The organism is Mycolicibacterium komossense (assembly GCF_025822605.1).
Classification (GTDB): Bacteria; Actinomycetota; Actinomycetes; order Mycobacteriales; family Mycobacteriaceae; genus Mycobacterium; species Mycobacterium komossense.
The window spans coordinates 263747-281024 of record NZ_JACKTY010000031.1; the positions used below are offsets into that span (position 1 = coordinate 263747).

The window sequence follows — 17278 nt, forward strand, 5'->3', positions numbered from 1 at the left end:
TCATTTCCCGTCTCACACGGATACGCTCACGGCGGACCTGCCGCGGAGTTGAGCTACCACTCAGGTGACGCGCGGCCGATGGCCGTTCCGGCCTGAATATCGTTTGGCTGCTGTAGTTCTCGTGAATCCGGGAACACGTCCATCATCGGTTCACTCCGGATCGGAATCGATTGAACACCATGATGGCATGATCCACATTGGCACTGTCAACCCGGACGCGACAGCACTAACAGGGTCTGTCGGGCATACGTCAGCGTTTGAATAGGTCTCCTGCGGTGAAGCGGGTGATGGCGTCCATAACGGCGGTCTTCATTGCCGGGCTGCCGGTGTGTCCTGCGTCCTCGACGACAATGAGTTCGGCCCGCGGCCAAGCCCGCGCGAGTTCCCAGGCGGTCAATAGCGGCGCGGAAAGGTCGAGCCGTCCATGGATGAGGATGCCGGGGATTTCGGCGAGCAGGTGGGCGCCGCGCAGCAGTTCGTCGTCTCGCAGCCACGCGTGGTGGGCGAAGTAGTGGGTGCAAATCCGTACGAACGCCAGTCGCTGCTCACCGAGCTTGGCACTGTACTGTCCTGGGCTGCCTTGAGTTTCGTGGGCGATAGCGGCGTCCTCCCAGGCACACCACTCGCGCGCCGCGTTCGCGCGTACTTCGGGGTCTGGATCATCCATGAGTTGCCGATAGCCATCGACGAGGTTGCCGTCGCGCAGCGATTCGGGAAGACCAGCACGGAAGCGCTCCCACTGCTGGGGCAGGAGCAGTCGAAGGCCACGATAGAGCCAGTCGATCTCGCGTGGTCGGGTCATCGTGACCCCGACAAGGATGATGCCTTCAACATGTGCGGGATAGCGTTGCGCGTAGGCAAGAATCAACGTGGACGCCCAGGACCCTCCATAGAGCAGCCACCGCTGCACACCCAGGTGCCGGCGAAGCGCTTCCATATCGGCCAGCAGATGCTTGGTGGTGTTGACCGACATGTCCGTGCCCGGATCCGCGGCGCTGGGAACGCTGCCTCCGCATCCACGTTGATCGAACGAGGCAACCTGAAAGACGTTGTGATCGAATGCCTTATATGCGGTGCGGGACCGGCCGCTGCCGGGACCGCCGTGTACCAGCACGACCGTCCGGCCCGCAGAATTGCCCCGGCACTCCCAATACATCTGGTTACCGTCACCGACGTCGAGCAGCCCTTGACTGCGCGGCCCTCCCATGGCCATTGCACCCCCTTAGTTCGGCACGATAGCTCAGCGACTACCGCTCGGCGTCTGCGACGGGCCACACCGCAATGACACGGAACGCATAACCGCCCTGCGGCCAGTTGACTGAACTTCGAAGAGCCTTCCGAACCGAGCAGGGACGCGCAGACGATTGGGAACGCCACATACTTCCGAGGGGAAGGTCACGCCTTTACTAAGGGTCGGCAAAGGCGGCGGTCAGAGGGCGTGGGCGGCGGCGCGGCCCGCGGCGCGACCGCTGAAGATGCAGCCGCCCAGAAAGGTGCCTTCCAGTGCGTTGTAGCCGTGCACGCCACCGCCGCCGAATCCGGCGACCTCCCCGGCGGCATACAGCCCGCCGATCGGGGTGCCGTCAACGCCCAAGGCGCGCGATGATAGGTCGGTTTGTATGCCGCCCAGCGTCTTTCGAGTCAGGATGTGCATCTTCACCCCGATCAGCGGCCCGGCCTCGGGGTCCAGGATGCGGTGCGGTGCAGCGGTGCGCCCGATCCGGTCGCCGATGAAGCGGCGCGAATTGCGGATGCCCTGGACTTGGGCGTCCTTGCTGTAGGGATTGGCCATCTGCAGGTCGCGAGATTCGATCTGAGCCCGGATCGTGGCGGGGTCCAGCAGGGGCTGGTCGGTCAGCTTGTTCATCCGGGCGACGAGGTCTTCCAGGTCGGTGGAGACCACGAAGTCCGCACCGTGTTCCTTGAAGGCCTCCACCGGACCTGGCGCGCCCTTGCTCAGCGCCCGTTCGCGCAGGAACGCCTTCTTGTCCTTGTTGGTGATGTCAGGATTCTGTTCTGAGCCCGAGAGGGCGAATTCCTTGCCGATCATCTTCTGGGTGAGGATGAACCAGGAGTGGTCGTAGTCCGCGATGTCGGGAGTGGTGCGCAGGTAGCGCAGCGTGCCGAGGGTGTCGTAACCCGGCAGGTAGGGCTGCGGGAGACGGCGGCCGAGGGCGTCGAACCACATCGAGGACGGTCCGGGCAGCACGCGGATGGCGTGCTTGGGCCAGATCGGATTCCAGTTCTGGATGCCTTCGGTGTAGTGCCACATGCGGTCCCGATTCACCAACCGAACCCCGGAATCGGCGGCGATGTCGAGCATCCGACCGTCCACGTGGGCTGGTACGCCGGTGATCATCGAAGTCGGTGGGGTGCCCATCCGCTTGGGCCAGTACTTGCGGACGATGTCGTGATTGGCGCCGATACCACCGGTGGTGATGATGACAGCCTGGGCCGACAGCTCGAACTCGCCCACTTTGTCGCGGTTGGACGAAGCGCCGCGCACCGCGTCGTCGGGGGCCAGGACGGTGCCGCGCACCCCGGTGGCGGTCCCATTGGTGAGGATCAGTTCATCGACCTGGTGGCGATGATTAAAGGTGACCAGGCCACGCTTCTCGGCGTCAAGGGCGGAGTTGACGAAGGGTTCGACGACCCCGGTGCCGGTGCCCCAGGCGACGTGGAAGCGCGGCACGGAGTTGCCGTGGCCGTTGCAGGTCAGGTCGCCGCGTTCGGCCCAGCCAACGGTGGGCAGGAATTTGATGCCGCGGCTGGTGAGGTAGTCGCGCTTCTCCCCAGCGGCAAATTCGACATAGGCCCGCGCCCACTTGACCGCCCAGGCGTCTTCGTCATCGAGGCGGTCGAACTTGGCGCTGCCCTGCCAGTCGTTCCAGGCCAACTCCAGGGAGTCCTTGACCCCGAAGTGACGCTGCTCCGGGCTGTCAACCAGGAAGATGCCACCGAAGGACCAGAATGCCTGACCGCCGAGGTTGGCGCGGTTCTCCTGGTCGATGACGACGACTTTCTTGCCGCGGCGGGTGAGCTCGTGGGTGGCGACCAATCCGGCTAGGCCCGCGCCGACGACGATGACGTCTGCGTCCATTGGTCATACTCCTTCGAAGTGTCGGTTCATCACGTATCCGATACGATAATGCATCGGATATGGCTGAGTATCGAATGGTGGTGGAGATGACAACAACGGCATCATCGGCGTCGGCGCGGTCGCCACGAGATACCCCCTCGCCGGCGGCGTCACCCCGTGTGACCAAGCGCCGCGCGGAAACCCGCGCCCGACTGATGGAGGCGGCGTTTCGGGTGTTCGCCGACAAGGGGTTTGGTCAAGTCCGCATCGAGGATGTGTGCACTGCCGCCGGCTACACCCGCGGGGCGTTCTACTCCCAATTCGAGAGCCTCGACGAGCTGTTCTTCACTCTCTATGACGAGCGCGCCCGGCTCATCGCCGCCCAGGTCGCCGAGTCCCTCACCACCGACGAGGCCGACACCCCGATAGACGTGCTGATCGAACGCGTCGCGGCCACCCTGCTGTTGGACCGCGACTGGCTGCTCGTCAAGACCGACTTCCTGCTTCATGCCGCGCGCCATCCCGACGTCGCCGAACGTCTCGCCCTCCACCGCTCCGCACTGCGTCTGGCGGTCGAACAACGACTTCAGTCAGCCAGCGAAAGGCTCAGCCTGCCCGAGTCCAACGGTGACATCCCCGCCGCCGCCCGCGCCGTCATCGCCGCCTACGACGGCGTCACCGTGCAACTGCTCCTCGACGGAGACATCACGGCCGCTCGAGCCTGGCTCACCCAACTCCTCGGCACTCTCCTCGACCGGGGACACAACTCGTGACGAGAGCCAACCCCGGCCATTCACACTGACCTCGAACCCGCGATAGGCCCGCCGAACAGCCGGTTTACCGGTCTTGCTAAACCCGACCAACGACGAGTGACGAACGCAGTTCGGTTAGGTGGGGGAGGGGGTCGGGTCGATGAGTTTCGCGCGGTAGGAGGCGGGGGATTCGCCGAATGTTCGTCGGAACAGGGCGATAAAGGCGCTTGCCGTGGCATAGCCGAGGTTGAGCGCGATGCTGGTCACCGGCTGCTGTTCGGCCAGCATTTCCAGCGAGCGCACCAGGCGTGCACGTTGGCGCCAACCAGAGAAAGTGAAACCTGTCTGGTCAACGAAACGGCGGCTGAGGGTTCGGTCGCTGACGGACACCAGTGAGGCCCAGTCCCGAATTCCCCGGGGATCGCCGGGGTCGGCGATGAGCGCTTGGGCGACGTGCAGTGCCTGGTGATCACTGGGCAGCGGCAGGGTGAATGAGTCGGTTGGTAGGCCCTCGATCTCATCGAGGATCACCTCGCATATGTGCCGGTCCACAGCGGTGTCGGCCGGCCCGGCAGGCCAGGTTGCTGCCCGCAATACAGCCTCGCGCAGCAATCCGGAAGCGCGAATGGTGCGAACCGTCAGCGGGAGTTGTTGCCTTGCCCTTTCCGCTACGTACACGGTCCACCCATCCAACGGTCCGTGCGAGCGCGCCCAGTGGATCTGATGCGGAGGGATCCATACCGCATGAGTTGCTGGCACCACCCACATTCCCGTTTCCGTGCCGATCGTCAGTAACCCTCTGCGCGACCCGAGGAGCTGGCCCTCTGGATGGCAATGAGGCATCGAGGTGTGTTCTTTGTGTTCACGCCCGCACCCGGCAACAAGGGTTTTGCCCGGGGGTAGCGCAATCGCGGTGGGCCCGTAAAGATTCATGGCAGCTTCCAGCTATTTTGTGGCGTCTGCAGCTTACTAATGACAGGCCCCCGCTGGTTATGTTTCCTCGCATGACTCCGGCAGCGACGACTCCGACCCACTCATCGCTACTCGATCCGACTTCCCAAACGGTGATCGATACGTTGTATTCGCAGTCCAGACGCCAAATGATGTCGGCACCGATGCTCCGGCACTACGCTCCCCGGCTGCCGAGCATGCTGCTGAAACGCCCCGTGCGGCCACCCAGCGACCCGAGTCTCTTCGATGACAAACTCCTGCCGATCAGCGCGGCCCAAGGCAACTTGTTGTATTTGCTGGTGCGTGCCCAACGCCCACGCTGCGTGGTCGAGTTCGGCACTTCGTTCGGGGTATCGACGATTTACCTTGCCGCCGCCATGCGTGATACCGGCGTGGGCGGACACGTGATCGGCACTGAAATGGTGCCGTACAAAGTGGCCCAGGCACGGTCGAATCTAACCGCAGCAGGGCTGACTGATCATGTCGAGATCCGTGAGGGTGATGCCCGACAGACCCTACGAGAACTCGATCGTCCCATCGATTTTCTCTTACTGGACGGTTGGCCGTCACTTGCGATCGAGGTACTACAAACCGCCGAGCCGATGTTGGCTAAGGGCGCCCTGATCGCGGTCGACAACATCGCACATTTCAGCAGCGAACTGCGCTCAGTGACCCAGCGCCTATCGCACCCGCCTTACCGGTCGACACTGCTGCCATTCAAAAGCGGCACGCTCGTGAGCGTGCACGACGGGTCTGGGACGTCTCATGCGTAGAAATAACGAGACAACCCCGTCGGACAGACCTGAAGATCCGGTCGGTCTCTGCTCACCTGTCGCTCACACGGATCGTATGCCGACTGGATTGTCACGAATGTGGGTTGGACTCGAGGAGTGCCCCGTAGGTGACGGATCGCGTTATTCCTCGGATATCGGGGACCATCCTCATCGGGCGGTCCAGACGCTGGGGATCGAACCCGATCGATGCCGGAGCGGCTTTTGGTAGCGGAGTTGTTGTCATGAGCCACCTTTCGCGAAGTCGGCGATGTCTGCGGCGGTGGACCGGCTGATGTCGGGGCAGCTGACCGGTAGGACCTCGAATGCGTGGCAGGCGCCCATCATTTGGCGGCAACGCGCCGAAACGCCGCTGGCCAACAGCAGAAGATAGAAAGCTTGGATGTCATGCGCTGATTCCTTCGCGGCGGTCGGCAGCGGACACGGTGCCGTCGAGCCAGTCGTAGATGCGCGCGAAGGCCAGGCGCCCTGCGCCGGCCTGGCAGTGCGCCCCGGCGCCCTCTGCTTCGGTGAACCGCAGCATAGCCTTCGGGCAGGTGAGGTGGTCGAACAGCAGCTGCGGTTGACCGTCGAAGAAGATGTCGCTGGCTGCCTCGCACACCAAGGTCGGACAGGTGATCTGCTCTGCGATTCCGCCAGCGAGCGTGTAATCGAGGTAGGACGCGAAAAACGCCCGCGGGCTGTCGACGCCCATGACGTACTGGCCGTGAGTGGCAGCCCAGCGGATGTTCGGGTCAGACGCCATGAGCTGGTCGATCATCGCATCAACCTCCGGCGCGGACTCGGCCCGCAGCACGGCCTCTACCTCGGCACGGGAGCCGGGCATGGATCTCGTCACCGTGAGCCCCATGTCGTAGACACCGTCGAAGGCGATGCACGCGGCGAGTCGGTGCTCGTAGGCAGCCGCCCGCGGCGCCAGCAGTCCGCCCATGGAGGCTCCGAACAGCGCGATCTTGTCCGGGTCCACGCCGGGACGGTCAAGTACCCAGTCCAGGACGGGGGTGACCACGTGCTCCCAGTCGGTCCGGAAGACCAGGCGAGAGAAGTGCAGCGCGGCCGGTTGCCCCGGTCCGTCGAAGGTGACGACGTTATAGCCGCGCTCCTGCCCGGCCGCCGCGCCCATGAAGTGCATTTCTTCGCAGGTGCCGTCGAATCCACTGTGCATGATGATCGTCGGGCTCGGCCCGGTATCTCCATCCCGCCGCACCGCGGGGTAGAAGTAGCCGTGTAGCACCGTGTCCTCGTAGGGGATCTCAACGGGCTCCACAGGCGGATCGAACAGGGCCGCTGCAGCACGGAAGCAGTCCCGGGCCCGGGTGTAGGAATGGGCGATACGCGGGTCATCGGGATTGCCGTGCAGATAGAAGTCGGCCGACCGGTAGTAGTTACTGGCCCGCAGCAGGCCATCGCGGGCACTGACGAGATACCTTGCGGCGTACGCCTTTTCGGCTTCGCCGGCGATCCGGTCGGCGGTGTCCAGCCACTGGTCATACCAGCCGTCGTAGTCGCCGGCAGTGATGGCTTGGGCCGTGGTCAACACCTCGCCGATGTCAGCTCCACCGTACGGGGTGGCGCCGAGCACGCGCAGCGTCTCGAACCAGAACGAGGTGTCATCGGGGAACAGGACCGGTTGCATGAGCTACTCCTTAAACCATCTTAAATGCTTTAAGCCACGGTACGGTCTCCGCTCATTAAACGCAATAGTGATGCTTTAGCATGTAGGCGTGACCGATGACAGAGAGGTGCGTCGCCGCCCGGGCGGACGGAGTGCGCGGGTCACCGCGGCGGTTCACACGGCCGTGGACGAACTGCTCGTCGAGGAGGGCCCGGGCGGGTTCACGGTCGCCGACGTCGCCCGACGTGCCGGGGTGAACCCGAGCAGCATCCATCGGCGATGGGGCAGCCTGGAGGCGGTCATCCTGGAGCTGGAGGCGGCCAAGCTCACCGAGATCTCACCGTTGCCCGACACCGGAACGTTGCGCGGCGACCTGCTCGCCTACGCGCGGACCGCCGCCGCCGACATCGTCCGCCCTGGCCGGTTGGCGTTCCTGCAAGCGTTGATCGGCGCCCGAGACTTGAATACCGAACAACGGTCCGCTCCCCTGCTACAGCGAGCGGCACAGCTTCAGTCGATGCTGGACCGCGCCCGCGATCGCGGCGAACCGTCGCTGCACTACACCGCCATCGTGGATTGCATCCTGGCCCCCGTCTACCTGCGGTACCTGCTCGGCATGAGTATCGACGAGCCCGACCTCGAGCTATTCCTCGACCGCACCCTCGCCTCGACGGCGCTGCCAAATACCCGCTGACACTGGGCTATTCGCCCCGCCTGGCGGCGCCTCGCTGTTGTTAAGCTGCGTACAGTCTGCTCGGGACCGTGCCGCTTCCTCGTCTCAGAGCTGATCGTCGGAACCGACCGACGATCCCCTGGCTGTCACGAAGTCGTCGGCAGTTCGGGATCACGAGCGGGCTGCACCAACCGGAACCCGGATTTTGAACGCTCCATCTCCCGCCGCTGGAAGTGCCCCTCGATCTGGTGTTTGTCGAGTACGCCCGAGAGGATCAGAGTCTTGTCGGCGTCCCAGCGGTACCGGATTTCGGTTGGGAAGTCGGAGAGTCGCTGGCGGATCAGGAGCTTTCCCTCTTGCAGGTCAAGTGCCCACACAGTCGTCGCGCCCGAGGGCGCTTGGCTGACGAAGGTTGTGTAATCCGTGCGATCGGTAATCGCCACATTCGCCCAAGGATTCGGATCCCGCCCCGTCATCGTCGCGGGTGCGCCGTCTACTGTGAACGACGTCGCCTGCCATTCACCATCGAGAGCCGATCGCGGCGTATGCATGTTGTTGATGCCGATCACGGCTACGACTCCAAACAGCGCCGAATGTGCCACCACCACAAACAACCCGAGGTAGGACGCCGCTCTGCGGAAGGATCTCCTTCCGGGCGCCGGCCACAGCCTCCGCGGCGGGAGCGGCGTGCTGTTCGTGAGAACTCGCAACATATTCGACCAGTAAGGGAAGGTGATGGCGATAGCTGTGGCGAGCAGGGTCCCCGACAGGAGTTTGACCGGAACGTCGTAGCAGAGATTGAGCAGAAATACTTGCGCCATAGCCAGCATGGCCAGAATCCCACCGGCCAGCCAGGTGCGTCTCCACAGCAGCAGAATTCCCGCGGTGAATTCCGCCAGGCCGCTGGCGATCGAATAGACGTCCGACGCGCCCATGAAGGTCCACAATGTGTCTTTGAGTCCGAGGTCACCCACGAGAGTGAGTTGATGCGCCGGCTGCGTCATGTACCCCATTTGGATAGGTATTAACTTCGCAATACCGTATGCGAGCAGCTCAACAGCGAGACCTATTCTGGCAACCTCGAACAACGCCCGACCTAAACTCCGGTAGTTATCTCGTTTGCGGTCGAGAACACTCCACACGCCGGCTGCCACTATCGCGATGACGAGGCATCCAACCAGGGCACACCAATCCCCCAGCCTATCCCCGCTGTTCGTAGCATCCATGGCAACACCGCGCCCGCGCATCAGCGCGCTGCCAACCTGCGCGAAACCCGCCCCGATCGGCATAATCAGCGCATTCAACGCCACGAAATTGCCGTATACGAACACAACCAGCACGGATCCGCCGATCGCGAAAAGCAGCCTGAATCCGATCAATCCGAGCGGGCTCCACGAGCCTTCGCTCGGAACATCCTTTCGCACAATCGAATTCGAATCCAGCGTCGAGGATGGCATGACCAGACCTTAGCATCAGTCGATACATCCCCAATATCACGGCATTGAGATCTCAGCCAGCCAATCACCATGGTCGATCAGATAATGTTCGAAACATTTTGTCCGCCAAAATATCTCCGAAACGTCATGGCTTCTTGGACGACTCGGCCCCCTTGGAGACGGGTGCTATCGAAAAGCCCGGTGGCGCTGCGACGCTCAATATCTCACGCAGCCTGTCCCCCAGTTCGTTCAGGCGGTCTCCGCCCATACGACTGCTCGGGCCCGTGACGCTTACCGCTATGGGACGGCCGGTCGGACGCCTCAACGCCACGCCCACGCAGCAGATTCCCACTTCGTTCTCTTCACGCTCGATGGCGTAACCGTGCACTCGCGCCTCGGTCACGGCCCGCGAAAATCGTTCGGCGACAACTGGGTCAGCATTGGCGGTATGGGCGGATAGCAGGGTGTCGGTGCCGCCGTCGGCGGCGATCATTGCCCGCCCGAGCGCCGTGGTGAGCACGCTGACCTGGCGACCGACGCGGGACCATACTCGGATGGTGCGGTCGGGCTCGACCTTGTCCAGGTAGAGCACATTGCGGCCGTCCAGTATGCCGAGGTGCACCAATTCCTGCGCCTCCTCACAGATCGCGAGCAGTGCCGGGCGGAACAGCGTCGGCAAGTTCTCCTCTCGCATGAACTGGTCAACCAGCAGAGCCGGCCGCGAGCCCAACCGATAGCGCTGCTTGGCATCTTGCTCGGCGAACCCCCGGTGCTGCAGGGCCTGCAAGGTGCGGTGGGCTGACGCCTTGTTCAGTCCGCTCGCCTCGACGACATCCCGCAAAGCCAATCCGTCTGGGCCAGCCGCAGCAAGTAATTCGATGAGCGCGAGCGCCTTATCGACACTGCCGACAGGGGATGCGTGGTTGCCGTCCATGATCACCATCTCTCCCGTCGCCACCTCTGTCTATCCGAGAGCCTGACACACCCGCGGCAGTGAGCCTTGACACGTCACCACCCAGCTGCGAGTGTAGTTCACATTACGATACATGCGGTTCATAATACGGAACGAATCGCCACTTCGACCATTTTTGGGAGCGCAACGATGCGACGACTGTCCCGCCATACCACCCCGGCGGGCACCCTGATCGGCGCTGCGGCAGGGGATCTGACGGGGATCGTGCACCTGGGATTGGGTAACTTTCACCGGGCCCACGCCGCGGTCTACACGGCCGATGCGCTTGCCGCTCGGCCCGGAGACTGGGGCATCTATGGCTTCGCCAATCGCTCTCCCGCCGTGGTTTCGGCGATGCGCGCCCAGGAGGGGCGATATGCGATTGTGGAGTATTCCGATGACGGGCGCCGGGTTGGCGTCCTCGACGTCCATCGCAACCTGGGCGTGGTCGCCGAGGATCGTGACGCGTTCGTGGCCGCGCTGGCCGATCCGGCGCACCGGATTCTCACGTTGACTGTCAGCGAGGTCGGCTACTGCCGCTCACCCCGCACTGGCACACTCGACCTCGACCTCGCTGATGTCCGCGCCGACCTCGCCAATCCCAGTCATCCCCGCAGCACGGTCGGGCTCATCGCACGCGGTCTGGCAGTCCGCGCCGCACAGGGGGCTCCGATCGCCGTCCTGTCGTGCGACAACCTGCAGTCCAACGGGCACGCCACACGATCCGTGGTCACCGAGTTTCTTCATGCCAGTGGGGCTTCCGAGGACGTCCTGAGCTTCGTCGCCAATCAGGTCAGCTTCCCGAATTCGATGGTGGACCGGATCGTGCCGGCAACGACCAGCCAGACCAGCGCCGAGGTCGCCGAGCTGATCGGAGTGGACGACCGCTGTCCCGTGCCCGCCGAGAGCTTCACCATGTGGGTTTTGGAGGACGACTTCGCCGCCGGCCGGCCGGCCTGGGAGCAGGCGGGGGCGATCATGAGCGACGAGGTGCAGGCTTACGAACTGGTCAAGTTGAGGCTGCTCAACGGATCGCATTCACTGATCGCGTATCTGGGCATCCTGGACGGCCAGGCCGGGATCGCCGATGCCTGGGCGCAGGACTTCGTCCAGGACGCGGTGCGCGCCGGCATCGCCGTGGACTACCTGCCCACCATCGCGCTGCCCAAGGGGTTCGACCCGGATGCCTACCTCAGGTCGCTCGCACACCGCTGGGCCAACGCGGCGTTGGGCCACCGCACGTCCCAGGTGGGCACCGACGGTTCGGTGAAGCTCTTGCAGCGCATCCCCGAGCCGGCCCTCATCGCGTTGCGCGCCGGTCGGGTGCCGCACCTGCTGGCCCTGACGGTGGCCGGGTGGATCTGCACTGCCGCTCCACCACCAGGTTTCGATCCCGGTCCTTATGCCGCCGAAGTTCGCGAACCCGCCCGCCCGCGGCTCGCGGAAGTGACCAGAGCCGCAACCAGTCCGCGAGATCACGCAATAGCGGTGTTGCGCAACGGATTTCTCCCCGACACCCTCACCGAGCACACCGCATTCACCGACCGGGTGGCCGATCTCGTGCTGGCGATCACACGAAGCGGAGTGCGTGCGGCCGCACGTGAAGCCACCGAGGCAGCCAACCAAGACAGGAAGGTGCCATGAAAGCACTCGCGATCCACGGCAAAGAGGACATCCGCTGGGAGGAACGCAGCGAGCCGGTCCCGGCCGACGGCGAGGTCCGGCTACGGGTCAGCTACGTGGGTATCTGCGGCTCGGACCTGCACTACTACTTTCACGGGGCCAACGGCGAGAACGTGGTACGTGAGCCTTTCACTCCCGGCCACGAACTGTCGGGCGTCGTCGATCTCGACCCGTCCGGGCGTTACCCGGCGGGCACCGCGGTGACGGTGCACCCCGCCCGGTACGGGCAGCCGGTGCCAGGGCTGACCGATCGCCCCCACCTGCGTCCCGGCGGGGACTACCTCGGTAGTGCGGCCACCTTCCCGCATCGGCAGGGCGGTGCAGCCGAACTGCTGATCGTCGAAGACCAGATGCTTCGTGCACTACCCGCCGGGTTGCCGCTACGCCGAGCAGCGCTGGCCGAGCCGCTGGCGGTGGCACTGCACGCGGTCGGACTGGCCGGTGACCTGGCCGGCCGGCGTGTGCTGGTGATCGGCGCCGGCCCGATCGGCCTGCTCGTCGTCGCCGCCGCCGCGCATCGTGGCGCCACCGAGATCGGGGTGAGCGATCTGCGCCCGGAGCCGTTGGCCCGAGCTCTGGCGTTGGGAGCGACCGAACCCGTCCTGGTGGGGCGCGACGACATCGCCGACGAGTCCTACGACGTCATCTTCGAATGCTCCGGCGTGGGCGTCTCCCTGACCCAGGCGGTGCGCGCCGCGCGCCGCGCCGGGACGGTTGTGCAGGTTGGCACACTTCCCAACAGCGAGATCTCGGTCAATTTGGCGCCGATGCTGAGCAAGGAACTCCGTCTACTGGGCGCCTTACGGTTCGCAGGCGAAATCGACGACGCGATCAGCCTGCTCGCCGCCTCCGACCGCTTCGATGCGGTCATCTCCCACGTTGTCCCGGCAACCGACGCCGTCGATGCCTTCACCTTGGCGCGGGATGCCTCGGCATCGGCCAAGGTCCTGCTTGCGCTCCAATCCGACACTCACGACGAGGGATAGCGATGACCACTGCTCACAACCCGCAGGCTACGGCCCGGCCACCCGCCGCCCAGCGCAGCATGGCGGACCTGGTACGTGCCGCCGTATCCGGATGGCTCGGCACCGCACTGGAATTCATGGACTTCCAGTTGTATTCACTGGCCGCCGCGTTGGTGTTCAGCCAGCTGTTCTTCTCGGGCGAAAGCGCGGGGATGGCGGTGGTGCTGTCGATGGCCACCTATGGGGTCGGCTACATCGCCCGACCGTTGGGTGCGGTGTTCTTCGGCAGGCTCGGTGACCGGATCGGTCGCCGCAAGGTGCTGTTCTACACCATCGCGTTGATGGGTGCGGCGACGACGCTGATCGGTGTGCTGCCCACGTATGACCAGGTGGGCATGCTGGCGCCCATCCTGCTGGTGACGTTGCGGTTGATGCAGGGCTTCGGCGCTGGTGCCGAAATCAGCGGTGCCGGAGTCATGCTCGCCGAGTACGCACCCCCGCACCGACGCGGGTTCGTGGCCTCGCTGGTGGGGCTGGGCACCAACTGCGGCACGCTGTTCGCATCGGCGATCTGGGCCATCCTGCTGGGCACACTGGTCGAAGGCGACGTGATCGCCTGGGGCTGGCGCATCCCGTTCATCGCCAGCGCCGTGGTGATGGTCTTCGCGGTGTGGATTCGGTTGAACCTCAAGGAAAGCCCGGTCTTCGAAGAGCGTGAGGATGTCGTCGACGGACGGGCGCTGTCCCGTGAGCAGATCCTCGAACAGGCCACCAACCGCGCGGACACCCGCACCCTGGAGGCGATGCAGCGTAAGCCGGTCAAGGCTGTTGTGGTGTCGTTCTTCCTCCGGTTCGGCCAGGCTGGCAACTCCGGGCTCATCCAGACCTACCTGATCTCGTTCATGACGCTGACCCTCTCGATGCAAAAGGGCGTCAGCGCCAACGTCGTGATCGTGTCGTCACTCATCGGCTTCATCACCATCCCGATGATCGGCTGGCTCGGTGATCGGTTGGGGCGGCGCCGGATGTACATCATCGTCATGTCTGCGGCGCTGGTGGTGATCGTTCCGGCGATGCTGGCCATCGATTCGCGGGACCTGGTCTGGGTGTTCGTCGGATATGTCGTACTGCACAATGTCGCGGTACTGAGCCCAGCCTCGCTGGAGAACGTCTCCATCCCAGAGATCTTCGGCGCCCGCAACCGGTACACGATGACCGCGATTGTCCGTGAAATCGCCGCGGTGATCGCCACCGGTATCGGCCCGGTGGTGGTCGCGGCGTGGGTCGCGGCTGCTACCGGCAGTGCGGTGCCGATCATGGTGATGCTGGGCTTCTACTCGCTGTCGGCATTGATCGTGGCGGTATGGGCCAAGGACTGGACCGGACGCGACTTGACCGACCCGCGCCCGGCGATGTGACCGCTCTGAACATGAACCAGCGCAACGAAAGAAAACCATGAGTATCGACAAGATCGACGTCAATGTCTGCAGTCCTGGACGCAACTTCGTGACCCTCAAGATCGTCACCAGTGACGGAGTCATCGGTTGGGGCGACGCGACACTGAACGGACGTGAACTGGCCGTCGCGGCCTACCTGTCCGAACACCTCGCGCCCACGCTGATCGGCCGCGACGAAGACCGCATCGAAGACACCTGGCAGTACCTCTACCGCGGCGCGTACTGGCGTCGCGGGCCGGTCACCATGGCTGCGATCGCCGCCGTCGACATGGCCCTGTGGGATATCAAGGCCAAGAAGGCCGGAGTGCCGCTGTACCAGTTGCTCGGCGGCGCAAGCCGGGACAGCATCCGCGTCTACGGGCACGCGTCCGGACCCGACTACCCCGCCCTCAAGGACGCCATCACCGGTTACCTCGAGGCGGGCTACACCGCCGTTCGCGTGCAGACCGGAATTCCTGGCCTCGGCCAGATCTACGGGGTGGCCACCAACAAGCCGGGTACGCGCTACGACTACGAGCCGGCCCACCGTGGACCAGACGGGGGTGCGGCGACCGCACCCATCGAAGAGACCTGGGACACCCGGGCCTACCTCAGTCACATGCCGGGCATCTTCGCTAAGATCCGCGAGGATTTCGGTAGCCAGGTGCGGATCCTCCATGACGGGCATCACCGGATGACCCCCATCGAGGCGGCCAGATTCGCCAAAGACGTTGAGCCCTATGATCTCTTCTGGCTGGAAGACTGCACTCCTGGCGAGGATCAGGCCGCGCTGCGGCTGGTGCGCCAACATTCGACCACCCCGCTGGCCATCGGCGAGGTGTTCAACTCGGTGTACGACTACCAGACCCTGATCACAGAGCGGCTCATCGACTACGTTCGCTCGGCGGTCACCCATACCGGCGGTGTCACCGCCATGAAGAAACTGCTGGATTTCGCCGGCATCTACGGGATCAGATCGGGTATGCACGGCCCCACCGATATCTCGCCGGTGGGGATGGCCGCGGCATTGCACCTCGACCTGGCGATCCACAACTTCGGCATCCAGGAATACATGCCGCACAACGACACCACACTCACGGTGTTCCAGACGTCGTTCACCTTCGACCGAGGATTCCTGCATCCCGGCGATGCCCCCGGGCTCGGCGTGGAGTTAGACGAAGTCGCTGCGGCCGCGTTCGACTACACCGCGGCCTATCTCCCGGTGAACCGGTTGCAGGACGGGACCGTTCATGACTGGTGACACGTTGACTCGCTTGACGATTCCGGTTCGCACGGCCGCAACCAAGCTGATCGTGGTGGTGCGCGCGCCGGCCGCCACCGACTACGACCGCATTCTCGACGTGCTCATCGACGCGGGAATCGGCAGCGTCGAGCTGACCCTGACCACACCGGGCACGCTCGAGCGGTTACCGCACCTGCTGAACCGCTTCGGCGACTCCGCGGACATCGGCGTTGGCACCGTGACCGACGTTAAGCAGTTGGCGGCCGCCATCGATGCCGGCGCGCACTACCTGGTCACGCCGATCACCGACACTCACCTGGTCGACGCCGCTCACCGCGCCGGCGTGCCGATGGTGCCCGGCGGCCTGACCCCGACCGAGTTGTTCGCCGCCTGGCAGGCAGGGGCGGCGGCAGTGAAGATCTTCCCGGCCAACCAGGTTGGTGCCGGCTATGTGAAGGATCTGCGCGGCCCATTCCCCGACATCGCTGTCGTGCCATCGGGCGGTGTTGACATACAAGGCGCCGTGACGTGGCTGGCGGCCGGCGCCGCCGCGGTCAGTGTTGGTGGTCCGCTCCTGGGCGACGCCGTCCGCGGTGGTGATCTCGGGGCGCTGCGCGAGCGGGCACACGCCTTTGTAGCCGCTTGCGCACCGGACACCACGTGACGCCCCGAGTCGCCACCCTCGGCGAGACGATGGCGCTCATGCGTACCCGCGATATCGGTTCCCTGCGGCACGTGTCCGAGTTGATCCTGGGCATCGGTGGCGCCGAAAGTAACGTGGCAATCGGCTTGCAGCGCTTGGGAATCGATGCACAGTGGCTCGGCCGAGTAGGCGACGATCCGCTGGGCGAGAGGGTCACCCGGGAGATCCGCGCCGAAGGCGTCGACGTTCACGGTGTCGTCGACTCCGACGCCCCGACCGGCCTCATGCTCAAGGAACGACCCACGATCAGCTCGACCGCGGTGCTCTACTACCGCAGCGACTCAGCCGGGTCGCGGCTGCGCCCCGAAGATCTGCCATCCGGCTGGGTGGAGCAGGCCGCGGTGCTGCACGTGTCCGGCATTACGGCCCTGCTGTCGGATAGTGCGCGCGAATGCATGCAGGCGGCAGTCGACCGGGCACGTGCCTCGGGTGTACGGGTCAGCTTCGACGTGAACTACCGCGCCAGCCTGGCACCCGCCGATCTCGCCGGGCCGCTGCTGCGCACATTCGCCGAGCAGGCCGATATCGTCTTCGGCGGTCCCGAGGAGTTGCAGTTGCTGCATCCCGATTCCACCGCGGAGGAAGCGGCGCAACGACTTGTGCACTCCGGCCGCGCCGAGGTGGTGCTGAAACTGGGCGCCGACGGCGCCGCCGCCTACTTGCCGGGCGAACAGATGCCCAGTGCCGGGTTTCCCCTCGAAGTAGTCGACACCGTCGGCGCCGGTGATGCTTTCGTCGCGGGTTACCTCAGCGGAGTGCTGCAGGGGCTGACCGTGCCGCAACGGCTGCGCCGGGCCAACGCCTGCGGAGCCCTGCTGTGCATGACACCGGGCGACTGGGAATCGAGCCCCACGCTCGGCGACGTCGACCGGTTCTGCGCGGGCGGTGATCCGGTCCTGCGATAGGCCGTGGATCGCGATCCAACACCACCTCAGAGCCTCGGTCTGTCATCCGGGCCAGTCACTCCAGCCATCGTCGGGATCGTTCGCTTCGCACCGA

At 64.7% G+C, this 17278-nt stretch carries 15 protein-coding genes; 9 read left to right on the forward strand and 6 right to left on the reverse strand.

The features are described 5' to 3' along the window. Window positions 1-250: 250 nt before the first annotated feature. Together pip and H7J73_RS19100 are read right to left on the reverse strand one after the other, a co-directional pair. Window positions 251-1213 (reverse strand): prolyl aminopeptidase, encoded by a 963-nt coding sequence (pip, locus tag H7J73_RS19095; RefSeq protein ID WP_264069133.1) that lies wholly within the window; start codon window positions 1211-1213, stop codon window positions 251-253. Between the two features lie 216 nt (window positions 1214-1429). Beyond that, window positions 1430-3100 (reverse strand): FAD-binding dehydrogenase, encoded by a 1671-nt coding sequence (locus tag H7J73_RS19100; protein ID WP_264069134.1) that lies wholly within the window; start codon window positions 3098-3100, stop codon window positions 1430-1432. Window positions 3101-3186: 86 nt separating this feature from the next. Between H7J73_RS19100 and H7J73_RS19105 the strand changes: the two genes are divergently transcribed. Beyond that, window positions 3187-3852 (forward strand): TetR/AcrR family transcriptional regulator, encoded by a 666-nt coding sequence (locus tag H7J73_RS19105; RefSeq protein ID WP_264069135.1) that lies wholly within the window; start codon window positions 3187-3189, stop codon window positions 3850-3852. A gap of 114 nt (window positions 3853-3966) precedes the next feature. Here H7J73_RS19105 and H7J73_RS19110 read toward each other — a convergent pair whose 3' ends face one another. Next, window positions 3967-4764, reverse strand: coding sequence for an AraC family transcriptional regulator (locus tag H7J73_RS19110; RefSeq protein ID WP_353962001.1), 798 nt, complete (start codon window positions 4762-4764; stop codon window positions 3967-3969). Between the two features lie 71 nt (window positions 4765-4835). Between H7J73_RS19110 and H7J73_RS19115 the strand changes: the two genes are divergently transcribed. After that, on the forward strand, window positions 4836-5555 hold the full coding sequence (locus H7J73_RS19115) for an O-methyltransferase (RefSeq protein WP_264069138.1): 720 nt from the start codon (window positions 4836-4838) through the stop codon (window positions 5553-5555). Window positions 5556-5958: 403 nt separating this feature from the next. On the opposite strand, the gene H7J73_RS19120 is transcribed toward H7J73_RS19115, so the two are convergent. Beyond that, window positions 5959-7209, reverse strand: coding sequence for an alpha/beta hydrolase family protein (locus H7J73_RS19120; RefSeq protein ID WP_264069139.1), 1251 nt, complete (start codon window positions 7207-7209; stop codon window positions 5959-5961). Window positions 7210-7297: 88 nt separating this feature from the next. Here H7J73_RS19120 and H7J73_RS19125 point away from each other — a divergent pair, with 88 nt between their 5' ends. Continuing rightward, window positions 7298-7882: a TetR/AcrR family transcriptional regulator gene (locus tag H7J73_RS19125; RefSeq protein WP_264069141.1), complete on the forward strand. Its 585-nt coding sequence runs from the start codon at window positions 7298-7300 to the stop codon at window positions 7880-7882. Window positions 7883-8007: 125 nt separating this feature from the next. Here H7J73_RS19125 and H7J73_RS19130 read toward each other — a convergent pair whose 3' ends face one another. Both H7J73_RS19130 and H7J73_RS19135 read right to left on the reverse strand, forming a co-directional pair. Further along, window positions 8008-9318, reverse strand: coding sequence for a hypothetical protein (locus tag H7J73_RS19130; RefSeq protein ID WP_264069142.1), 1311 nt, complete (start codon window positions 9316-9318; stop codon window positions 8008-8010). 124 nt (window positions 9319-9442) lie between these two features. Then, window positions 9443-10231, reverse strand: coding sequence for an IclR family transcriptional regulator (locus H7J73_RS19135; RefSeq protein ID WP_264069298.1), 789 nt, complete (start codon window positions 10229-10231; stop codon window positions 9443-9445). Between the two features lie 168 nt (window positions 10232-10399). Here H7J73_RS19135 and H7J73_RS19140 point away from each other — a divergent pair, with 168 nt between their 5' ends. The 6 genes from H7J73_RS19140 to H7J73_RS19165 are packed head-to-tail and all read left to right on the forward strand — an operon-like array spanning window position 10400 to window position 17184. Continuing rightward, entirely contained in the window at window positions 10400-11893 is a 1494-nt protein-coding gene (locus H7J73_RS19140; RefSeq protein WP_264069143.1) for a mannitol dehydrogenase family protein, read from the forward strand. Beyond that, window positions 11890-12918, forward strand: coding sequence for an L-idonate 5-dehydrogenase (locus H7J73_RS19145; protein WP_264069144.1), 1029 nt, complete (start codon window positions 11890-11892; stop codon window positions 12916-12918). Before H7J73_RS19140 ends, H7J73_RS19145 begins: the two co-directional genes overlap by 4 nt. A 2-nt stretch (window positions 12919-12920) precedes the next feature. Further along, complete coding sequence (locus H7J73_RS19150; RefSeq protein WP_264069145.1) at window positions 12921-14315, forward strand: MFS transporter; 1395 nt, start codon at window positions 12921-12923, stop codon at window positions 14313-14315. Window positions 14316-14352: 37 nt separating this feature from the next. After that, entirely contained in the window at window positions 14353-15594 is a 1242-nt protein-coding gene (gene manD / locus H7J73_RS19155; RefSeq protein WP_264069146.1) for a D-mannonate dehydratase ManD, read from the forward strand. Between the two features lie 13 nt (window positions 15595-15607). Next, window positions 15608-16240 carry a bifunctional 4-hydroxy-2-oxoglutarate aldolase/2-dehydro-3-deoxy-phosphogluconate aldolase gene (locus H7J73_RS19160; RefSeq protein WP_264069147.1) on the forward strand — a complete coding sequence of 211 codons (633 nt, stop codon included), beginning with the start codon at window positions 15608-15610 and terminating at the stop codon, window positions 16238-16240. After that, the gene (locus H7J73_RS19165; protein ID WP_264069148.1) at window positions 16237-17184 is read left to right on the forward strand and encodes a sugar kinase; all 948 of its coding nucleotides are present in this window, start codon (window positions 16237-16239) and stop codon (window positions 17182-17184) included. The genes H7J73_RS19160 and H7J73_RS19165 overlap by 4 nt, the downstream gene beginning before the upstream one ends. Window positions 17185-17278 lie beyond the last annotated feature (94 nt).